The sequence below is a fragment of the Dehalogenimonas formicexedens genome (assembly GCF_001953175.1).
In the GTDB taxonomy this organism is placed as follows: Bacteria; Chloroflexota; Dehalococcoidia; order Dehalococcoidales; family Dehalococcoidaceae; genus Dehalogenimonas; species Dehalogenimonas formicexedens.
Map to the genome: position 1 here is coordinate 190,641 of NZ_CP018258.1, position 18,468 is coordinate 209,108.

Below are 18,468 nucleotides of genomic sequence, written 5' to 3' on the forward strand. Positions count from 1 at the left end.
AATGTATAATGTAGTTTTTCTGGGCGCTCCGGGCGCCGGCAAGGGGACTCAGGCGGCAGTGGTGGCCGAGAAGATGGGCATGGCTCACCTGGCTACCGGCGACCTGTTCCGCAAGCATATCGCCTCCGGCGATGAATTGGGCCGGGAGGTCAAATCGTACCTTGACAAGGGGCAACTGGTGCCCGATGAAGTGACGGTCCGCATGGTATTGGGCCGGATAGCCCAGCTTGGTGACGCAGCAGGCGTGATCCTCGACGGCTTTCCCAGGACGCTAGCCCAGGCCGAAGCCCTCGACGAGGCTTTGAAGCAGAACGGCGAGAAAGTCGGCCGGGCGATTTATCTCGCGGTGCCGGAGAACGAATTGGTGAAGAGACTGTCCGACCGCTGGATCTGCCGCGGTTGCCAGGCGCCTTACACCGCCATGGACAGGGTAGAATCGGCAAAATGCCGGAAGTGCGGCGGCGAGCTTTACCAGCGGAGCGACGACACGCCGGAAACGGTGCAGAAACGCCTCGATGTCTACTTCAAGGAGACGGCGCCGCTTATCGAATACTACCGTAAGGCGGGCAGCCTGGTGGAAGTCGATGGCACCGGCGAGGTCGAGGCGATCACCGGCCGCGTTACAGCGGCTTTGAAACAGGCTTAATGGGGATCATATTAAAATCCGAAAGGGAAATAGCGCTGATGCGCCGGGCCGGTGGGATACTGGGCACGGTGCTTCAGGAGCTTAAATTAAAACTCAGACCTGGCATGAAAACGGCGGAACTGGATAATTTGGCTGAAACGATGTTGCGGAAAATGGGCGCGGTACCCTCATTTAAGGGTTATCGCGGCTTTCCGGCCAGCGTATGCGTCTCCATAAACGAGGAAATCGTCCATGGCATACCGGGCGAACGCATCCTGAAAGAGGGAGACATCGTTTCCCTTGACCTGGGTGATATCGTTGAGGGTTTCCAGGCTGATTCCGCCCTGACCGCCGGCGTGGGCGTTATTTCCAGGGAAGCGGCAGAACTGATCGCCGCCACCGAGGGCGCGCTTGCAGCCGGTATTACCGCGGCCAGGCCGGGCAACCGGCTGGGCGACATCGGTTCGGCGGTGCAGAATTACGCCGAGAGCCGGGGTTACAGTGTGGTGAGGGAATACGCCGGTCACGGTATCGGGCAATCGATGCATGAAGACCCTTCGGTACCCAACTACGGCCGGCCGGGCAGCGGCATGGCGTTGCGGCGGGGCATGACCCTGGCCCTGGAACCAATGCTCAACACCGGCACGTGGCGCACCAAGGTCGGCGCCGACGCGTGGACGGTGTCGACCGCCGACGACAAGCTGTCGGCTCATTTTGAGCACACCATCGCCATAACCGACGGCGAAGCGGAGGTACTGACGCTGGCCAGGTAGGCGGCGGAATTATGCCAAAGAAAGACGCTATCGAGGTCGAGGGGACCGTGCTGGAGGCCTTGCCCAACGCCAGCTTCCGGGTGGAACTGGCTAACGGGCATGAGGTCCTGGCCCATATTTCCGGTAAAATGAGGGTTCATTACATCAGAATATTGCCGGGCGACAGGGTCTTGGTCGAACTTTCGCCCTATGACCTGACCCGGGGGCGGGTCACATACAGGTTCAAGTCGTAACCGGAGCAAGGAGTTAGTACAGTGAAAGTCAGAGCATCGGTCAAAACAAGATGCGAAAAATGTAAAATCGTGCGGCGCAACGGCGTGGTCAGGAATATCTGCACCAACGTCAAGCACAAGCAGCGCCAGGGTTAAGGAGGAAATATGGCACGTATTGCCGGTGTAGATATCCCAGAGAACAAGCAGGTGCTGTATTCCCTGCCGTATCTTTACGGCATCGGACCGACTCTGTCAGCGAAGCTGCTGGAACGGCTCAAGATCGAGCCGACGACCAAGGTCAGCGCCCTGACCGAAGAGGAACTCAACCGTCTGCGTGAAGTCATCGACAAGGAGTTCCGCGTCGAGGGCGATCTGCGCAAGGAGATCAACCTGAATGTCAAGCGGCTGATTGACATCGGTTCCTACCGCGGCCTGCGCCATCGCCGATCACTCCCGGTGCACGGCCAGCGCACCCGCACCAACGCGCGCACCCGCCGCGGTCCCAGGAAGACCGTCGCCGGTCGCGGCCAGAAGCGCGGGGCGGCTAAGAAGTAACCTACCACACTGATTAGGAGGCAAAATGGCAACCAAGAAACGGGTTGGCGTCAAGAAAAAAGAGAAGCGTAATATACCGGTAGGCAAGGCCTACATCCAGGCGACGTTCAACAATACGATCGTCACCCTGGCCGATCCGCAGGGCAACGTCCTGGCCACCACCAGTTCCGGCAACGCCGGCTTCAAGGGCTCGCGCAAGGGAACCCCCTACGCCGCCCAGATGGCCGCCCAGAACTGCGCCAAGAAGGCCATGGAAAGCGGCCTGCGCCAGATCGAGGTCTTTGTCAAGGGTCCGGGGTCCGGGCGCGAGGCGGCTATCCGCTCGCTGCAGGCTTCCGGCCTGATCGTCACCGGTATCCGCGACGTGACGCCTATTCCCCACAACGGTTGCCGCCCTCCCAAGAGAAGGAGGGTATAAGAGAGAACTATGGCTAGATATTATTTGGCAGTCTGCCGACAATGCCGCCGCAGCGGCGAGAAACTGATGCTCAAGGGCAACAAGTGCTTTTCGCACTGTACCTTTGACAAGCGCCCCAAGCCGCCCGGCCCGCAGCCGAGCCGGCCGCGCCGCATGTCGGACCGCGGCACCCAGCTCCGGGAGAAGCAGAAAATCCGCTATACCTTTGGCATGCTGGAGCGCGAATTCCGGCGCTTCTTTGCCGAGGCTGAGCGACAGCCCGGTGTCACCGGCGATACCCTGATGCTGCTGCTTGAACGGCGCCTGGACAACGTTGTCTACCGGCTCGGCCTGGCGGATTCCCGCGCCCAGGCCCGCCAACTGGTGCGGCACGGCCACATCATGGTCGGTGGCAAGAACGTCGATATTCCGTCCTACCTGGTCAAGGAAGCGGACACCCTCGCTTTCAAAGAACAGTCCTTGAAAACCGGGTACTACAAGCGCGTCCTGGAAGTCATCGAGTCCAAGTCGGTGCCGCAGTGGCTGACCCTGGACCGCAAGAATCTCACCTGCAAAGTAGTGTCACTGCCGACAACCGCCGATCTGGACCAGAAACTGGACGCGCGGGCGGCAGTCGAATACTACTCTCGTTAGCTTTGGTCTGTCTTTAAGGAGGTAGGCTGTGTCAGATATTGCCCAGCCCGTAATTGAAACAAAAGAGGCCCGCAGCGACTACGCCCACTTTGTCGCCGAGCCCCTGGATAAAGGTTTTGGCACTACCCTGGGGAATGCCCTGCGGCGGATATTGCTGTCATCACTGCCGGGCGCCGCGGTGACCCAGGTGCGCATCGAAGGCGTGCAGCACGAATTTTCGCCGCTGCCCAAGGCCAAGGAAGACACCATGGATTTCCTGCTGAACCTGAAAGGGTTGCGGCTGAAATCCCTGGCCAACCGGCCGGGGCGGCTTATTCTCGATGTCAAAGGCAAAAAGCGGGTGACCGCCGCTGATATCGAGCCGTCCAGCGATTTCGAGGTGGCCAATCCTGACCTGTACCTGTTGACCCTGGATGACAAGGACGCCCACCTGTACATGGAGATGGACGTCGAACTGGGCCGGGGCTATATCCTGGCTGATTCCAAGGAAAACCCGACCATCGGCACCATTCCCCAGGACGCCATTTTCAGCCCGGTGGAGAAGGTCAACTATACCACCGAGCCGGTCCACATGGGGCAGGAAACAGGCTACGAGCGGCTGCATCTTCATGTCTGGACCGACGGCACCATTTCGCCGTCCCAGGCGCTGTCCGAGTCCGCGGCTATCCTGCTCAAGCAGTTCCAGCCGTTCACCTCGGTCGGCGGGGCGCCGGTAATCGTCCACGAAAAACGGATTGAGAAACTGGCCATTCCCGAAGAAAAGTTTAACATGCCCATCGAGCAGCTGGATCTTTCCGTCCGCTCCCTCAACTGCCTGCGCCATGCCGGTATCACCACCGTCGGCGAGGTCATGACCAGGGGTATCGACGAACTGATGGGCCTCCGGAACTTCGGCCTGAAGAGCCTTAACGAACTGGAAGAGCGGCTGCAGGTCTTCGGCCTGAGCCTGAACCAGCCGGGCGACGCCTGCCCGCCGGAAGAAGAGCCGGTCGCGGCTGAGGAAGAAGAAGAAAAGAAACCCAAGCGCAAGCGCTCTCAGGCGGCTGCGGAGTAAGGTGAAATAGAATGAGACACGGCAATCTTGTTAAGCGGTTCGACCGCGATAAAGGTCAGCGTGAGGCATTGTTCCGCGGCCTGGTGACCGACCTTCTCGGCTATGAGAAGATCACCACCACCGAGCCCAGGGCCAAGGAGATCCGGCGTGTCGCCGAGAAAATGGTCACCCTGGGTAAACGCGGCGATTTGAACGCTCGCCGCCAGGCTATGGCTTACATCTATGACGAGAAGGTCGTCGAAAAGCTCTTCGGCGACCTGGCCAAGCGCTACGCCGAGCGCGCCGGCGGCTACACCCGGGTCATCAAGATCGGCCCGAGGATCGGCGACGGCGCCTCCGAAGCCGTGGTGGAGCTGGTCAAGTAGATTTCTCAGATCGGGAAATTGGCAACCAAAGTAGCTTTAATAATTGAATATGACGGCACCAGGCTGCTGGGCTCCCAGTACCAGAGCCGGGGGGCTACGGTCCAATCGGAACTGGAAGCGGCTATAGAGCGGCTGACTGGGGAAAAGCTCCGGGTGCTTCTATCCAGCCGTACCGATACCGGGGTCTCGGCCCAGGGTCAGGTGGCTTGTTTCCGCGGCGCGGCGAACTTGTCGCCGGAGCGGGTGATGGGCGGCTTGAATCGCTTTCTTCCCGATGACATCGCGGTGAAGGCGGCCTACCGGATACCGGACTCGCTGGATGTCCGCCGGGAAGCGGTCAGCCGGGAGTATGTCTACCGCATCTGGAACAGCCCGGTGCCCTCGCCCCTATCCGAGCGGTTCCGATTCAGGGTCGGACCGCACCTAGATGAGAAGGCGATGGACGCGGCGGCGAGGATGCTCGCCGGGACCCACGACCTGGCGGCTTTCGGCAGCGCTGGCTCAACCGGCAAGAGCACGGTACGCTCCGTTTATGAGGCGGGCGTCAGCCGGGAGGGGATGGAAGTGACCTTCCGGATGGTGGCCAGTTCGTTCCTGACCCACCAGATCAGGAACACAGTGGGCGCCCTGATAAAAGTGGGGCAGGGCAGGATGAGTCCCGAAGAGTTCGGGGCATTACTGGAAGTTAAAAAACCGGGATCGGCCGGTCCGGCAGCGCCGGGCAAGGGGCTGTGCCTGGTGAAGATAAACTACCTGAGAGACTTGGGAGATTACAATGAAAACATTTAGCGTCAAGGCGGGAGAGATCACCCGCGAGTGGCATGTCATCGATGCCGAAGGCAAGGTCCTGGGGCAGGTGGCGGCCCAGGCGGCGGTCTGGCTGCAGGGCAAGCACAAGCCGACCTTCAGCCGGCACATCGATACCGGCGACGGCGTCATCATTGTCAACGCCGGCAAGATTATTGCCACCGGCAAGAAGGGCACCGATAAGTTTTACTATCGCCACTCCGGCTATCCGGGAGGGTTCCGCAAGGAAAGCCTGAACGAAGCCCTGGAGAAGAAGCCGACCTTTCCGCTGGAGCACGCTATCCGCGGCATGCTGCCGCGCAACCGCCTGGGTTCGGCCATGTTCAAGAAACTGCGGATCTACGCCGGCGCGGAGCACCCGCACCTGAGCCAGGCTCCGGCGAAGTCCGAAGCCTAATAGAGGGGATAAGAGATGGATACGAAAAAGAACTATTTCCAGGGTACCGGCCGCCGCAAGTCCGCGGTCGCCCAGGTCCGGCTGACGCCGGGCAAGGGCGCCATCGTCGTCGACGGCAAGCCGTTCGAAGAGATCTTCCACCGGCCGGAATACGTCCGCACGGTGATGAAGCCGTTTGAGGTCACCGAGACTTCCGGCAAATTCAGCGTGATGATCAAGTGCTCCGGCGGCGGCATCTCCGGCCAGAGCGACGCTATCGCCATGGGCGTTTCCCGCGCCCTGATCTCCGTCGATGAGAAGAACAAAGCGGTGCTGCGCCAGAACGGCCTGCTGACCCGCGACCCCAGGACCAAGGAACGCAAGAAAGCCGGCCTCAAACGGGCCCGCAAGGCGCCTCAGTACACCAAGCGTTAATCGCTACATTATCGAAAAATCAAAGAACCCGCTTTCCGAAAGGAGAGCGGGTTCTTTTTGTTGGCACGAGGTGTGATAACTTAAGTTGACTGTTCTTTCAGGGATTTCTGATAGGCTTTCCAGCCAGGACACCATGTGGTGTGCCATTTCCAGATCCGGCTCATAAACGCCTTGGGATTGGCTTCTGCCTTTTTACGCATGGCGCATTCTGCACATTTGCTTTCCATTAAAACCGACCTCCTGATAATTATAAATTCAATTTAGATTACTATGGACTAGAGGGGTTTTCAAGAGGCTAACGATATCTGAGTGTTGGTGTTTAAAAATACCTTGTTTCACCTAATGTTAAAGCGTACAATCGTCTTTCAAATGGAGGTAGATTCGAAAAATGGATACCGCTCAGATTGTTGGCATCATTCTAGCGATAACAATTGGAATAATTATTGTAGTAATAGTTTTCTGGACTTTGGATAAATACCTGCAGAATCGAAGACTAAACAAACGCCCCGTGATTGGTGACGAGGCTTCAGCACCAGAATCTTCAAAACCAAAAACAGGCTATAATTCTTGGCAAAACGAACCAGGCTTGCAACACGAATCTGCGTCTAGTCATGTTCAACCACGTAGCAGATTCGTTGTGCGTGAAAAATTTGCCGCTCTAAGATTTCTCTCATTGTTGATCAAGGTAATTGCGGTTATCACTGGAATTACCGGTTGCGTAGGCGCAATATTAACTATTTCAGGCGTCTCCACCGTCCTCGGAAAGCCTACCGGTTTGCAAAATGCATTTGGGGTAATTGGAACCGGGATTTTTGGAATATTAGTCTCCATAATTGTTGCGGTGTTAATTTATTCATGGGGAGATTTTATCCAATGCATCATTGATATCGAACATAACACCCGGAAAATTTCGATTAATTCTGAATCGGATCTATCAAGTTAACGTGCTTTTGAGTCTACCTGTTTTTCGGATTGTTTTCGGTTTCGGTATCCCAAGGATCACCTTCGAAAAAATCGATGTTTCTACTCCCCGAAAATCCTTATTATATGTGTTTCCAAGGTCGATCAGTTGCTTTCCGCCAACCGCCCTTTGAGATAACTAATCACTTCGACGGGAGTGGGATCCACCTGATTCAACATCGCCAGGTAGTAGCTGGTGTAATCTCCCATCAAGATCAATGTCATCATTTGGGCTATCGGAGCGATGCCGCGCCCTTCGGTGAAGGTCACCCGGGCTCCGGCGCGGGCCAGCAGTTCCCCGGTTATCTGATAGCGTTTGATATTTCGATCGAGTTGGTGATTGGAGCGCAGCATGACCACCTGCATCTTTGAAATAAGATCAGCGGGAAACTCATAACCCACTACGGCGTTATGGTTGAGTTCCGGTAGCGCCTGAGCGAAAGCCCAGTGCTTGGAGTTTTCGTTCAACTGGGTCCGCCACCGGTAGGCGACCTCAGCGGCTAAGTCCGAGCCGTAGATAACCGGAATCCGGCCGTAAAAGTTGTAGGCCATTTCCTTGGCCTGGTTTACCGGCAAGGCTTTAGAGGGCTCAATCTTGCGGGCGAACTGCTCGGTTACCAGGGCTGCCTCGGCGACTTCGGCGGCTTTATCCGGCGCCAGACCAAGTCTGGTAATGAAATTCAGCAGAGGGAACACCCCCCAGGCGATGGCGGCGCGGGGCTGGGCGTCATATTTGAAAACGAACGCCGGAACGCCGTTGTCCCGGGCTATATCCAGCAACTTGCCGCCGGTGGTGATAACCAGTTTTTTGGCGGGGGTACTGAGCGCCTGGTTGAAGGCTGAGAGAGTCTCCTCAGTCCCCCCGGAGTAGCTTGAGGCGATGACCAGCGTCCGTTCATCGACCCACGCCGGGAGGTTGTACTCGCGAAGTACCGTAATCTGGGCTTTCGACTCGTTTAGAAGCAACCGGCGCACCAGGTCGCCGCCGATAGCGGAGCCGCCCATGCCCAGGATAAGGATCTTGTCAACGCTTTTATAATCGTCCGGCAACTCGAAGGCTAGGGCAGCCTGCCAGGCGTCCAGGATAACCGTAGGCAGTTCGCGGATACGCTTGCCCATGCCGGAAGGGTCGTATTTGGCGTAAGTGGCCTCGTCGTCGAGCATGACTTCGTTCATATTTAGACTCCTGCGATTTTTTTACCGGTTTCAAGTAGGCGATCGACCATTTGGGGCGAGCCAGCCTCGGCGTAGACGCGGAGCAGCGGTTCGGTGCCGGAGGCGCGGAACAACAGCCATGAGCCGTCTGAGAGGGTGAAACGCCAGCCGTCAAGGGTGTCCCGTTTAACTTCCTGACCCTCGAGGGTGGTTGGGTTCGCTTGCTTGAGGCGGCTCAGGATGGCATCGCGGTCGGCGGCATCGAACTCGACGTCGATGCGGTGGTAGTAGTGCTCGCCGACCTTGCTATATAGCCATTTCAAGAGCTCGGAGGGTTTCTTGCCGGTTTTGGCCATGAAATCCAGGAAATATAGCCCCGCGATGATGGCGTCGCGCTCCAGGACGTGGTTGCGGAAGCCGTAGCCGCCGCTTTCCTCGCCGCCCAGGATAGCGTCCTCCCGCTCCATGATCGGGGCGACGTATTTGAAGCCGACAGGCGTCTCGAAAACCGGCACATCGTACAGTTTGCCCAGTTTGGGCAGCATGGAGGAAGTGGTGATCGTCTTGACGATGGCTCCCCGCTCGCCTCGGACGTCCAAGAGGTACAGAGCCAAGAGCGACATGACCTGCAACTGGGTCAGGAATATGCCGTTCTCATCGACAATGCCAATCCGATCGGCATCGCCGTCGGTGGCCAGCCCGACATCGGCTTTATCGGCGACAACTTTCGCTTCGAGTTCGTTGAGATTGATATCGATGGGCTCCGGCTGGCGCATGCCCGGGAAAACCGGATTGCGTTCCGCTTTTATTTCGGCAAGGTCATAGTTCTCACCCAACAGCTGTCGGAAAAGCCCGGCCCCGGCGCCGTGCATCGAATCAATTGCGATCTTGAACCCGGTCGTTTGAAGAGATGGGATATCGACAAGGTTCCGCAGGTGGCGGAGATAGGCGGGAACCAGGTCTTCCGCAACCAGTAATCCGCTCTTTTCGGCTTCGTCGCCATGCACCCTTGGGGGGACATAGTCTTCGGCGATGATTTCCTTGAGGTGCGCCTCGACGCGGGCGATGATCTCGGTTGGAGCCGAAGAACCGGTGTCCGATTTGATCTTGAAGCCGTTCCAGATGCCAGGGTTGTGGGAGGCCGTGATGACCACGCCGCCCCCGGCTTTCCGGTTGAGGACGCTCCAGCTGATAACCGGGGTGGGCAGAGCGCAGACCGAAAGGGTTACCTTGATGCCGGCGGCGTTGAGGACGGCGGCTGCCTCGCGGGCGAATTCTTCAGACAAAAAGCGGGTATCATAACCGATGATGACGCCTTTTTTGTTCATGCCTGTTTCCACCAGGTAGCGCGCGTAAGCGGCGGCGCAGATGGCGACGTTATCGAAAGTGAAATCGCGGGCGATGAGGCCGCGCCAGCCGTCGGTGCCGAACTTGATGGCAGAGGCCGGGTTTGAAATCATGGTATTCCTCTCGTTCAGGTTGACTCTATTCTAGCAAAGCGGCGGGCGAGGGGCGAATAAAGAAGTAGGGACACGGCGCGCCGTGTCCCTACAAATTTCTCTACAACTATTGCGGGTCTATTTCTTGGCGTTTGCGGCAAGGGCGGCTTTGAGGGCTTCGACCTTGTTCAGGCGTTCCCAGGGCAGGTCGATATCGGTTCGGCCGAAGTGCCCGTAGGCCGCGGTCTGGCGGTAGATCGGCCGTCGCAGTTCGAGGTTCTCGATGATCGCCTCCGGCCGCAGGTCGAAGGTTTTATTGACCACCGCCATCAACTCGTCCTGGGATATCCTGCAGGTGCCGTAAGTCTCCAGGGAGACAGACAGGGGTTGGGCGCGGCCGATGGTATAGGAAACCTGCATTTCCACCTGATCAGCGATACCGGCGCCGACGATGTTCTTGGCAACGTAACGCGCCATGTAGGCCGCGGAGCGGTCGACCTTGGTGGGGTCTTTGCCGGAGAAGGCGCCGCCGCCGTGGCGGGCGATGCCGCCGTAGGTGTCCACCAGGATCTTGCGCCCGGTGAAGCCGGTGTCCGAAGCCGGGCCGCCAATGATGAACCGCCCGGTGGTGTTGACAAAAAAGTTGGTGTTATCGTCCAAAAGTTTAGCCGGGATGATCGGCTTGATGACTTCCCGGACGATGTCATCATGGATTTTGGACTGCGGCACATCGTCGTGCTGGGCGGCGATGACCACCGTCTCGATCCTCTTGGGCTTGCCGAGGTGGTACTCCACGGTGACCTGGCTCTTGCCGTCGGGGCGAAGATAAGGCAGGACGCCCTGCTTTCTGACCGTGGCAAGCTGCCGGCACAACCGGTGGGACAGGGCGATGGGCAGGGGCATGAGTTCCGGGGTGTCGTTGCAGGCGTAGCCGACCATCATGCCCTGGTCGCCGGCGCCGACAGCATCCATCGGATCGGTGGAGCCGGCCTTGGCTTCCATTGACTGCCCGACGCCGAAAGCAATATCCGGCGACTGCTTGTTGATGGAGACGAGGACGCCGCAGGATTGGGCGTCGAAACCATATTCCGGCTTGGTGTAGCCGATTTCCTTGATCGTCCGGCGGACGACCTCCGGGATCTCGACGTAGGTCTTGGTGGTGATCTCACCCAGGACGAAGACCAGGCCGTTGGTTACGGCGGTCTCGCAGGCGACGCGCCCGTAGGGGTCGTGGGCCAGGATGGCATCGAGCACCGCATCCGAGATCTGGTCGCAGATCTTGTCCGGGTGTCCTTCGGTGACCGACTCCGAAGTGAACATATACTTATCGGAATCTTGGCAACTGAGCATAATTTCCTCCTAAGTTCCTTCCTGCCAGCTGGACAGGTATTTTTGCTGTTCCGGGGTTAAGACATCGATATTGACGCCCAGGCTCTTCAGCTTGAGGGCGGCGACATCGCCGTCGATATCGGCGGGCATCGAATAGACGCCGGGGGAGAGATTCCCGCGGTTTTTGACCAAATACTCCAACCCAAGCGCCTGGTTGGCGAAGCTCATATCCATAACCGAGGCCGGGTGGCCCTCGGCGGCGGCCAGGTTGATCAGGCGTCCCTCGCCCAGGAGATAGATCTTGCGCCCGTCGGCCATGACGAATTCCTCTACGAACGGCTTGACCGTCCGCTTCGATTTGGCGGCGGCTTCGAGGGCGGGAATATCGATCTCGACGTTGAAGTGGCCTGAGTTGGCCAGGATAGCGCCGTTTTTCATCACCGCAAAATCGGCGGCGGCGATGACATGCTTGTCGCCGGTGACGGTAATGAAGACATCGCCTACCTTGGCTGCTTCGTGCATCGGCATGACGGCAAAGCCGTCCATGACCGCTTCAAGAGCCCTGACAGGCTCCACCTCGGTGACGATGACGTAGGCGCCCATGCCGCGGGCGCGCATGGCAACGCCGTGGCCGCACCAGCCGTAGCCGGCGACGACGACTTTTTTGCCCGCCCACAGGATGTTGGTGGCCCGGGTGATGCCGTCGAAGGTGCTCTGGCCGGTGCCGTAGCGGTTGTCGAACAGATATTTGGTCTTGGCGTCGTTCACCGCGATGAGCGGATATTTTAGTTCCCCGGCGGCGGCCATGGCGCGGAGCCGGATGACGCCTGTGGTCGTTTCTTCTGTGCCGCCGATGACGTCCTTCAGCAGTTCGGTGCGCTTGGTGTGGAGGGTGGTCACCAGGTCGGCGCCGTCGTCGACGGTGAGTTGGGGTTTATGATCTATGGCCGAAATGATGTGCTTGTAATAGGTTTTATCATCCTCGCCCTTGATGGCGTGGGTGGGAATGCCCCCGGCGGCCAAGGCCGCGGCGACATCATCCTGGGTAGATAGGGGGTTGGAGCCGCACAGCACCAGGTCGGCGCCGCCGGCTTTGAGGGTAAGGGCCAGATTCGCCGTTTCTGACGTGACGTGCAAGCAGGCGGCGATGCGGATGCCCTTGAACGGCTTCTCTTTTTCAAACCGCCCGGCGATTAATTCAAGGACCGGCATCTCCCGGCCTGCCCAGGCGATGCGCTCGTTGCCCAGGCCCGCCAGCGAGGGATCTTTGATATCCGAGGTAACTGACATTTTTGACCTTTCTTCAGATGAGGTTATCGACGATCTGCCGCACGTTATCCGTCACCGGCAGGAGCGCGTCAATTATAACATGATTCGGCCCCGTTGGAATCTCGGTGACTGGTTCGGCTTTGGCTTTCTGGCTGAGGTAGACCTGCCAGGTGCCGTCGGATACCGACTTTCCGGTCATCCTTTGCTCGAGTCGCCTTGCCAACTCCGATTCATCCAGGCGGCACTCAACGATGACATAATCAGCCCCTTTCCGGAGGGCGATGTCAACCGCTTTTTTACGCAATTCGAGGGACAGGAACGTGGCGTCGAGGACAACCGGGTCCCCGGATTTCAGCGCTCCCTCGGCCATCATCAGGATCGACTGGTAGGTTTGTTCGTTCATTTCCCGGGAATAGAGACCGGCATCGACCTCATCACCTGCGGCTTGATCTAGAGGCAGTCCGGCCAGGGTTTTACGGGTGATATCGGAAGAGATATAGACCAGGCCGAGGTGCCTGGCAAGTTCGCTGGCGACTGCGGACTTGCCGCAGCCGGTATACCCGGACATGATAAAGAGTACCGGCTTCGCGCGGATGTAAGACATCTCCAGGTCGAAATAGCCCCTGGCCCTGGTCAGTTCTTCCGCTTTTTCGGCTTCGGGGACGAACGGGTCATCGAGCTTGAAACAAGCTACCTTGGCGCGAATGTGAGCCCGGTAGGCCTGATAAAAGCGGAGCACCTCGCGCAAACCCCGGTCGCCGCTATTTCTGGCATACTCGTCTACGAAAACCCGCCGCAGATCGGCCCGGCCGTAGTGGTCGAGGTCCATCGCCAGGAAAGCCACTTCTGAGGCGGTGTCCCCGTAACGGAAGCGGTCGTTGAACTCGATGCAGTCGAAGATGCAGATGCCGTGATCCCGGAAACAGATATGCGCCGAATGGAGGTCGCCGTGGCAATCCCGAATGTGGCGTTCTTCAACGCGGCTGCTGAAAACGGCGGCATTCTCCGACAGAAATTTATCGAAATAGGTTTTCAACCGATCGAATTGCGCTTGGCTCAATGCCCGCCCGATGTACGGCCGGCTCTGCTCGAAATTCTCCTCGACGTTCCGCCTGATGCCGTCCATTTCGCCGAAACGGGCGATCTCACCATTGGTGTCGGCCATATCGTGGAAGGAGGATACTGTTTTGGCTACGGATTCAAGCATTTCCGTGGTGACATTGCCGCTTTTAAGCCTGAGATCCAGCATCCCTTCAGCCGGCAGTTGCTTCATCTTGACGGCGTAATCGATGATCTCGCCCTCGCCTCCGAGCCTGATTTTGCCGTTTCGCCTGGTGACCGGAATAACCCCCAGGTAGGCGTCGGGACACAGGCGGCGGTTGAGCGAGACTTCTTTGTCGCTGAACAGCTTGCGCTTCTCGAGGGTGGTGTAATCCACGTAGCCCAGGTTGACCGGCTTCCTGACCTTATAGGCATGCCGGCCGGTCAGCAGCACAAACGACATTTGCGTCTGGATGAGCTTGACCTCAACGGGCGCGTCTTCCGGGTAATGTGCCGGATCCAGCAGGGCTTGAATAATTTCGGGCAGGGCCATGAATCTGGTGTTATTCAGCCTTCGGTTTCTTAGCCGCGGCCGGTTTGGCGGCTTTAGGTTTTTCTTCCGCCGGGGCTTCGGCCTTGGGTTTAGCGGCTGCTTTGGGTTTGGCTGTAGTGGGTTTAGCCTCGGGCTTCGCCCCTTCGGCTTTCATAGCAGCTTCGGCTAGCGTCGGTTTCGGACCGGTTTTCTTGGGAGCCGGCTTGGGCAGCGCCGCTTTCACCAGCGGCGAAGGCGTCTCCACGATTTCATATTTGGTCCGGCCGGGAACCATGCCGGTGCGGACGTGGGTCGGGGGCAGGGCAGCCCGGGCGCGTTCTTTCAAGATTTCCTTGCGCTTCTTGTGCTTCATCTGGGCGACACGGCTTTTCTTGTTCATGATCCAGATTGCCCTCCTTCAAGATCTATTTTTGGGTCGTTGGCTAAAGGTAACGGCTTCTCATTTTGGCGGTGAGTTCAACCATTGTTTCAAACAGTTTTTCGGCGGCGTCCTCGCTCATGTAGGCCATGCCGCAACTGGGAGTGATCAGGCTCTGGCGCAGTATAGTCCGGAAATCCAAACCTTCCCGGGTGAACGGGGCGATGGCCTCCTCAAGACGATCCTTGAGGCTCGATGCCGTTTCTTCTTCCACGCCCTTGATGGTATTGGGCATGATGCCCCACGCTATCGCCCCGCCCCGTTGCACGAATTGCCGGATTTCTGCCGGATACAGTGCCAACGAGTTGGCATAGTTGTAGGCGTCGAAACTGATGATATCGGTCGAAGTGTCGGTCAGCAGCGTCCAGTCGGTATTGCCGCAGCAATGGACGCCTTTGATGCCCTTGACCGCACCCAGCACTTCGGTGAGAAGCGATTGGATCTTCTCCTTCGAGAGCGGCAGGTAGGCGGAGCCGTAGCTGGTGAGCGCCGGTTCGTCGATGAACATGACGGTTCGCGGCGATATCTCCCGGAGCAGCGCCTCCTGCCATGTCACTTTCAAAGAAAGCAGCTTGGCGGCGGCTTCCGCCAGCACCTCATCGTAGACGACCGGGGTGTCGAGTTCGTCTTTGACCGAGAGGCCCCAGCTGACAGGTCCTTCGACTTGCCCCTTGACGCCCATTGGATGTTCTGGGTGATTCGTCTGGAAGGCGTAGAAACCGGCGGCGGCGTCTTGGCTGATAGCGTATTTAGCCGCGTCTCCGGTGATATAGGCGCCGTAAAGTTCTTCCAATTCATGATCCCAGCCTTCGGGGTGGCTCGCCGAAACGCCCTCTTCAGTGATCGATACCCCGGGAAAACCCTCGGCGTACTGCGCGGTCATCAACTCCCGGGAGCTGCGCATCGGCAACTGCGGCCAGGCGGGCAGCTCAGTCAGATAGCGTGAAATAAGCTTGCAGGCGGCTACCGGATCCCGGTGGGGCATGCTGCCGATGATCGTCGGCATTAAATTGAATTCGGTGTTGGGCACTGGCTCTCCTAAAGCGTTTTAACTATTAAATCATAAAAATGTCAGTGGCGACACCTCAGACTGCGCTACTTGATGTATTTGCCTATGATCAGTTCGAGATGTTCCTTCCGGTCAGCGGAGATCGACTTCGGATCGGTGACGATGGCGTTCTGCAGCGCGGTCGAACAGGCGCATTTCCTAAGCTCCGGCAGCCGGGATACGGCCAGTTTGACGATATTCTTGGATAATTCCATGTTCGACCGCAAGGTGGCGATTATCATGTCCACGGTGACCGGCGTCTCTTCCTCATGCCAGGAGTCATAATCGGTGGAACAGGCGATGATGCCGTAGCAGATCTCCGCTTCCCGGGCCAGCTTGGCTTCCGGTAATGCCGTCATACCTATGACGTCGGCGCCCCAGCTCTTGTGCAGCCGTGATTCGGCGCGGGTGGAGAATGCCGGCCCCTCCATCACCACGTAAGTGCCCCCCTCGTGCACTGTCGCCCCGGTTTCCTTAGCGCAGTGGAAGAGGAGTTTTCTCATTTCCTGACAAAACGGCTCGGCGAAACCGATGTGGGCGACGACCCCCTCTCCGAAGAAGGTGTTGGCCCGCTGGCTGGTGCGGTCGATCAGCTGGTCGGGGATCAGCAGGTGCCCGGGGGCGACCGACTTTTTGAAGCTGCCGACGGAATTGATGGCGATGATGTGCTCCACGCCCAGCGATTTCAACGCCCAGATGTTGGCCCGCACCGGGATCTCGGTGGGCATGATGCGGTGGCCGCGGCCGTGGCGCGGCAGGAAGGCGACCCGGACGCCCTCGAGCGTGCCGGTGACAATCGTGTCGCTGGGCTTGCCGTACGGGGTGTCGACGCCAATTTCCTTGATGTCGGTGAGACCCTCCACGTTATAGAGCCCGGTGCCGCCGATGACGGCCACTTTCGCGGTATCGGCCATGTCAGCAGTCCTTTCCTTTTATGTCTTTGCGAGGTCCCGACGAAATCGGGACCGTGGCAATCTCCTGCGATTTGTTCACCCGACAACAAAACATCCAAATTTAGCAGTTCAGCTTCAGGATTTTAAGATTCCGTTCTCAGTGATGAATCCTGTAATGTAGTTTGCCGGAGTCACATCGAACGCCGGGTTGCACACCTCGATGCCTTCAGGCGCTGTCCGTTTGCCGTAAAGGTGGGTGACCTCGTCCGGCGAACGTTCCTCGATCACAATTTCATCGCCCGTGGCGATCCGCTGATCGAAGGTTGTCGACGGCGCGGCGATGTAGAAGGGGATGCCGTTCTCATGGGCCAGGACGGCGATGGAATAAGTGCCGATCTTGTTGGCGGTATCGCCGTTTCGGGCAATTCTGTCGGCGCCGACCACGACCATGTCCACCCTGGCCCCTTTCATGAAATGCCCCGCCATGGAGTCTGTAATGAGCCGGAAGGGCACATGTTCGCGCCTGAGTTCCCAGGCGGTGAGGCGCGCGCCCTGGCACAGCGGGCGGGTTTCCGTCGCCAGTACCTCGATCTTCTTACCCTGTCGGAAAGCCTCGATAATAACTCCAAGGGCGGTACCGCTTCCCGTAGTGGCCAGCGGGCCGGTGTTGCAGTGGGTGAGAATGGTGTCGCCATCCCTGATCAGTGCCGCCCCGTTCTGGGCTATCAGTCGTGTGGACTCGATCTCGGCGTCGTGGATCTTCTCTGCTTCCGCAGCCAGCCTATCCTTGGCTGAAATGACGTCCGGAGCTCTGCCCACGATGTCGTCCATCCGCTCTACGGCCATGAACAGGTTGCGGGCGGTGGGACGGGTGGCCGCTATCTCCGCCGAGACATTTTTATACGCCTTTCGGAATTCCTCAAGATCCTGGGTTTCGATCTGCTGGGCGCCGAGGGCGATGCCGTAGGCCGCCGCCACCCCTATAGACGGCGCGCCCCGGACCTTGAGGCTTTTAATGGCTTCCGCTACCTGGTGCACGTCGGCCAGTTCCAGGTAGATCTCGTGTTGCGGCAGCCGCGTCTGATCGATGATCATCAGGCGGTCGCCAAGCCACTCCACGGGTTTGATCGAACTCAAAGTCAGCCCCCGGAACGCGTAATGATCAATTATAGCAGACCGGAACGACGATTTGGGGAATTATTTGGCGGATCAGAAGGAAGGGAAAAGCCGGTCGGGGGCTTGCCCGGAGGAAGGCGATGGCTCTATCTCGCCGACGTAGCTCTGGGTGATGGTAGAAAGGAGAACCGTACCGTCTATGGCGTACCTGGCGAATATGTCCTTGAGGCTTTGGATGAAATCGTTGTAGTTTTCATCTCCCCTGTTCGGAGCGTACGATGTCGAAAGGGAATAGCCGAGGAGCGTTTCGAGGTCGATACGGCGATCGTTGGGGAAGGCACGGTAGTCGTACTTGCCGCCTTTGAAGAACATGCGGTAAGCCAGTGTTTCACTCGAACCGCCGCCGGAGCCGATGTAGTCGAGGCAGAATTGCTTTACGATTTTCTCGTACTCTTTTCCGAAAGGCGTGCTGATGTCCCGGACATTCCACACCAGGGCTGTCTTGCCACCCGGTCTCAGGATGCGACTGAACTCCTTTCGGGCTTCATCGATCTTGAACCAGTGAAAAGCCTGGGCGGCGGTGATGAAATCCACGCTGGCATCGGGGAGGGTAGTGGCCTCGGCGCAGCCGTTGACCACGGCGACATTGCCGGCGTCCTTGCAGTACTCCTGGGCGGCCAGTCGCATCTGGTGGTTGGGTTCAACGGCGAACACCCTTTTGACCCTACGGGCGAGGAGTTTCGACAAGATCCCGGTACCGGCGCCGATGTCAGCGACAACTGAATTTTCTTTGAAGCCAACTTCCGTCGCCAGGTACCCCAAGTAGGCTTCCGGGTACGACGGCCGGTATTTTACATAATACGCGACCCGGTTAGTGAAACGTTCGGAGTTGTTCATGTCAGCGGGTTATTGTAGTCCGTTCGTGGTGAGGCTGTCGAATCCATAAACGGACTACACCGAACGAAATTGCGCCCACCCTTCAACAAGTCCAGGA

The 18,468-nt window shown here is 58.3% G+C and carries 23 protein-coding genes; 13 read left to right on the forward strand and 10 right to left on the reverse strand.

The window, feature by feature from the left end:
* The first annotated feature begins 1 nt into the window (after window position 1).
* The 13 genes from Dform_RS01050 (at window position 2) to Dform_RS10975 (ending at window position 7,196) form a co-directional block, all read left to right on the forward strand.
* Window positions 2-646 (forward strand): adenylate kinase, encoded by a 645-nt coding sequence (locus tag Dform_RS01050; RefSeq protein WP_076003377.1) that lies wholly within the window; start codon window positions 2-4, stop codon window positions 644-646.
* Entirely contained in the window at window positions 646-1,398 is a 753-nt protein-coding gene (gene map / locus Dform_RS01055) for a type I methionyl aminopeptidase (protein WP_076003378.1), read from the forward strand. The genes Dform_RS01050 and map overlap by 1 nt, the downstream gene beginning before the upstream one ends.
* 11 nt (window positions 1,399-1,409) lie before the next feature.
* Complete coding sequence (gene infA, locus Dform_RS01060) at window positions 1,410-1,631, forward strand: translation initiation factor IF-1 (protein ID WP_058438053.1); 222 nt, start codon at window positions 1,410-1,412, stop codon at window positions 1,629-1,631.
* A 21-nt stretch (window positions 1,632-1,652) separates the two neighbouring features.
* Window positions 1,653-1,766, forward strand: a complete 114-nt coding sequence (rpmJ, locus tag Dform_RS01065) for a 50S ribosomal protein L36 (protein ID WP_076003379.1) — start codon at window positions 1,653-1,655, stop codon at window positions 1,764-1,766.
* A 9-nt stretch (window positions 1,767-1,775) separates the two neighbouring features.
* The gene (gene rpsM / locus Dform_RS01070) at window positions 1,776-2,165 is read left to right on the forward strand and encodes a 30S ribosomal protein S13 (RefSeq protein ID WP_076003380.1); all 390 of its coding nucleotides are present in this window, start codon (window positions 1,776-1,778) and stop codon (window positions 2,163-2,165) included.
* Between the two features lie 25 nt (window positions 2,166-2,190).
* Entirely contained in the window at window positions 2,191-2,583 is a 393-nt protein-coding gene (gene rpsK / locus Dform_RS01075; protein WP_076003381.1) for a 30S ribosomal protein S11, read from the forward strand.
* 9 nt (window positions 2,584-2,592) lie between these two features.
* Window positions 2,593-3,216 (forward strand): 30S ribosomal protein S4, encoded by a 624-nt coding sequence (rpsD, locus tag Dform_RS01080; protein ID WP_076003382.1) that lies wholly within the window; start codon window positions 2,593-2,595, stop codon window positions 3,214-3,216.
* Between the two features lie 28 nt (window positions 3,217-3,244).
* A complete protein-coding gene (locus Dform_RS01085; RefSeq protein ID WP_076003383.1) occupies window positions 3,245-4,270 on the forward strand; it encodes a DNA-directed RNA polymerase subunit alpha in 1,026 nt (341 codons plus the stop codon).
* An 11-nt stretch (window positions 4,271-4,281) separates the two neighbouring features.
* On the forward strand, window positions 4,282-4,635 hold the full coding sequence (gene rplQ, locus Dform_RS01090; RefSeq protein WP_076003384.1) for a 50S ribosomal protein L17: 354 nt from the start codon (window positions 4,282-4,284) through the stop codon (window positions 4,633-4,635).
* An 18-nt stretch (window positions 4,636-4,653) separates the two neighbouring features.
* Window positions 4,654-5,424, forward strand: coding sequence for a tRNA pseudouridine(38-40) synthase TruA (gene truA, locus Dform_RS01095; RefSeq protein ID WP_076003385.1), 771 nt, complete (start codon window positions 4,654-4,656; stop codon window positions 5,422-5,424).
* A complete protein-coding gene (rplM, locus tag Dform_RS01100; protein ID WP_076003386.1) occupies window positions 5,411-5,839 on the forward strand; it encodes a 50S ribosomal protein L13 in 429 nt (142 codons plus the stop codon). The genes truA and rplM overlap by 14 nt, the downstream gene beginning before the upstream one ends.
* Window positions 5,840-5,854: 15 nt before the next feature.
* Complete coding sequence (rpsI, locus tag Dform_RS01105) at window positions 5,855-6,253, forward strand: 30S ribosomal protein S9 (RefSeq protein WP_076003387.1); 399 nt, start codon at window positions 5,855-5,857, stop codon at window positions 6,251-6,253.
* Between the two features lie 388 nt (window positions 6,254-6,641).
* Window positions 6,642-7,196, forward strand: coding sequence for a hypothetical protein (locus Dform_RS10975; RefSeq protein WP_083635300.1), 555 nt, complete (start codon window positions 6,642-6,644; stop codon window positions 7,194-7,196).
* A gap of 122 nt (window positions 7,197-7,318) precedes the next feature.
* On the opposite strand, the gene Dform_RS01115 is transcribed toward Dform_RS10975, so the two are convergent.
* The 10 genes from Dform_RS01115 to Dform_RS01160 all read right to left on the reverse strand — a co-directional run bounded on the left by Dform_RS01115 (window position 7,319) and on the right by Dform_RS01160 (window position 18,371).
* Window positions 7,319-8,389: a bifunctional phosphoglucose/phosphomannose isomerase gene (locus Dform_RS01115; RefSeq protein WP_076003388.1), complete on the reverse strand. Its 1,071-nt coding sequence runs from the start codon at window positions 8,387-8,389 to the stop codon at window positions 7,319-7,321.
* Between the two features lie 2 nt (window positions 8,390-8,391).
* Window positions 8,392-9,828 carry a phosphoglucomutase/phosphomannomutase family protein gene (locus tag Dform_RS01120; RefSeq protein WP_076003389.1) on the reverse strand — a complete coding sequence of 479 codons (1,437 nt, stop codon included), beginning with the start codon at window positions 9,826-9,828 and terminating at the stop codon, window positions 8,392-8,394.
* Window positions 9,829-9,945: 117 nt separating this feature from the next.
* Window positions 9,946-11,157: a methionine adenosyltransferase gene (gene metK / locus Dform_RS01125; protein ID WP_076003390.1), complete on the reverse strand. Its 1,212-nt coding sequence runs from the start codon at window positions 11,155-11,157 to the stop codon at window positions 9,946-9,948.
* A 9-nt stretch (window positions 11,158-11,166) separates the two neighbouring features.
* Window positions 11,167-12,426: an adenosylhomocysteinase gene (locus tag Dform_RS01130; protein ID WP_076003391.1), complete on the reverse strand. Its 1,260-nt coding sequence runs from the start codon at window positions 12,424-12,426 to the stop codon at window positions 11,167-11,169.
* 13 nt (window positions 12,427-12,439) lie between these two features.
* Window positions 12,440-13,999: a bifunctional aminoglycoside phosphotransferase/ATP-binding protein gene (locus Dform_RS01135; RefSeq protein ID WP_076003392.1), complete on the reverse strand. Its 1,560-nt coding sequence runs from the start codon at window positions 13,997-13,999 to the stop codon at window positions 12,440-12,442.
* 10 nt (window positions 14,000-14,009) lie between these two features.
* Window positions 14,010-14,378: a hypothetical protein gene (locus tag Dform_RS01140; RefSeq protein ID WP_076003393.1), complete on the reverse strand. Its 369-nt coding sequence runs from the start codon at window positions 14,376-14,378 to the stop codon at window positions 14,010-14,012.
* A 43-nt stretch (window positions 14,379-14,421) separates the two neighbouring features.
* Window positions 14,422-15,447 (reverse strand): uroporphyrinogen decarboxylase/cobalamine-independent methonine synthase family protein, encoded by a 1,026-nt coding sequence (locus Dform_RS01145; protein ID WP_083635301.1) that lies wholly within the window; start codon window positions 15,445-15,447, stop codon window positions 14,422-14,424.
* 65 nt (window positions 15,448-15,512) lie between these two features.
* Window positions 15,513-16,379 carry an S-methyl-5'-thioadenosine phosphorylase gene (gene mtnP / locus Dform_RS01150; protein WP_076003394.1) on the reverse strand — a complete coding sequence of 289 codons (867 nt, stop codon included), beginning with the start codon at window positions 16,377-16,379 and terminating at the stop codon, window positions 15,513-15,515.
* Between the two features lie 114 nt (window positions 16,380-16,493).
* The gene (gene mtnA / locus Dform_RS01155) at window positions 16,494-17,486 is read right to left on the reverse strand and encodes an S-methyl-5-thioribose-1-phosphate isomerase (RefSeq protein ID WP_076005019.1); all 993 of its coding nucleotides are present in this window, start codon (window positions 17,484-17,486) and stop codon (window positions 16,494-16,496) included.
* 81 nt (window positions 17,487-17,567) lie between these two features.
* Window positions 17,568-18,371, reverse strand: coding sequence for a class I SAM-dependent methyltransferase (locus Dform_RS01160; protein ID WP_076003395.1), 804 nt, complete (start codon window positions 18,369-18,371; stop codon window positions 17,568-17,570).
* Window positions 18,372-18,468: the final 97 nt, after the last annotated feature.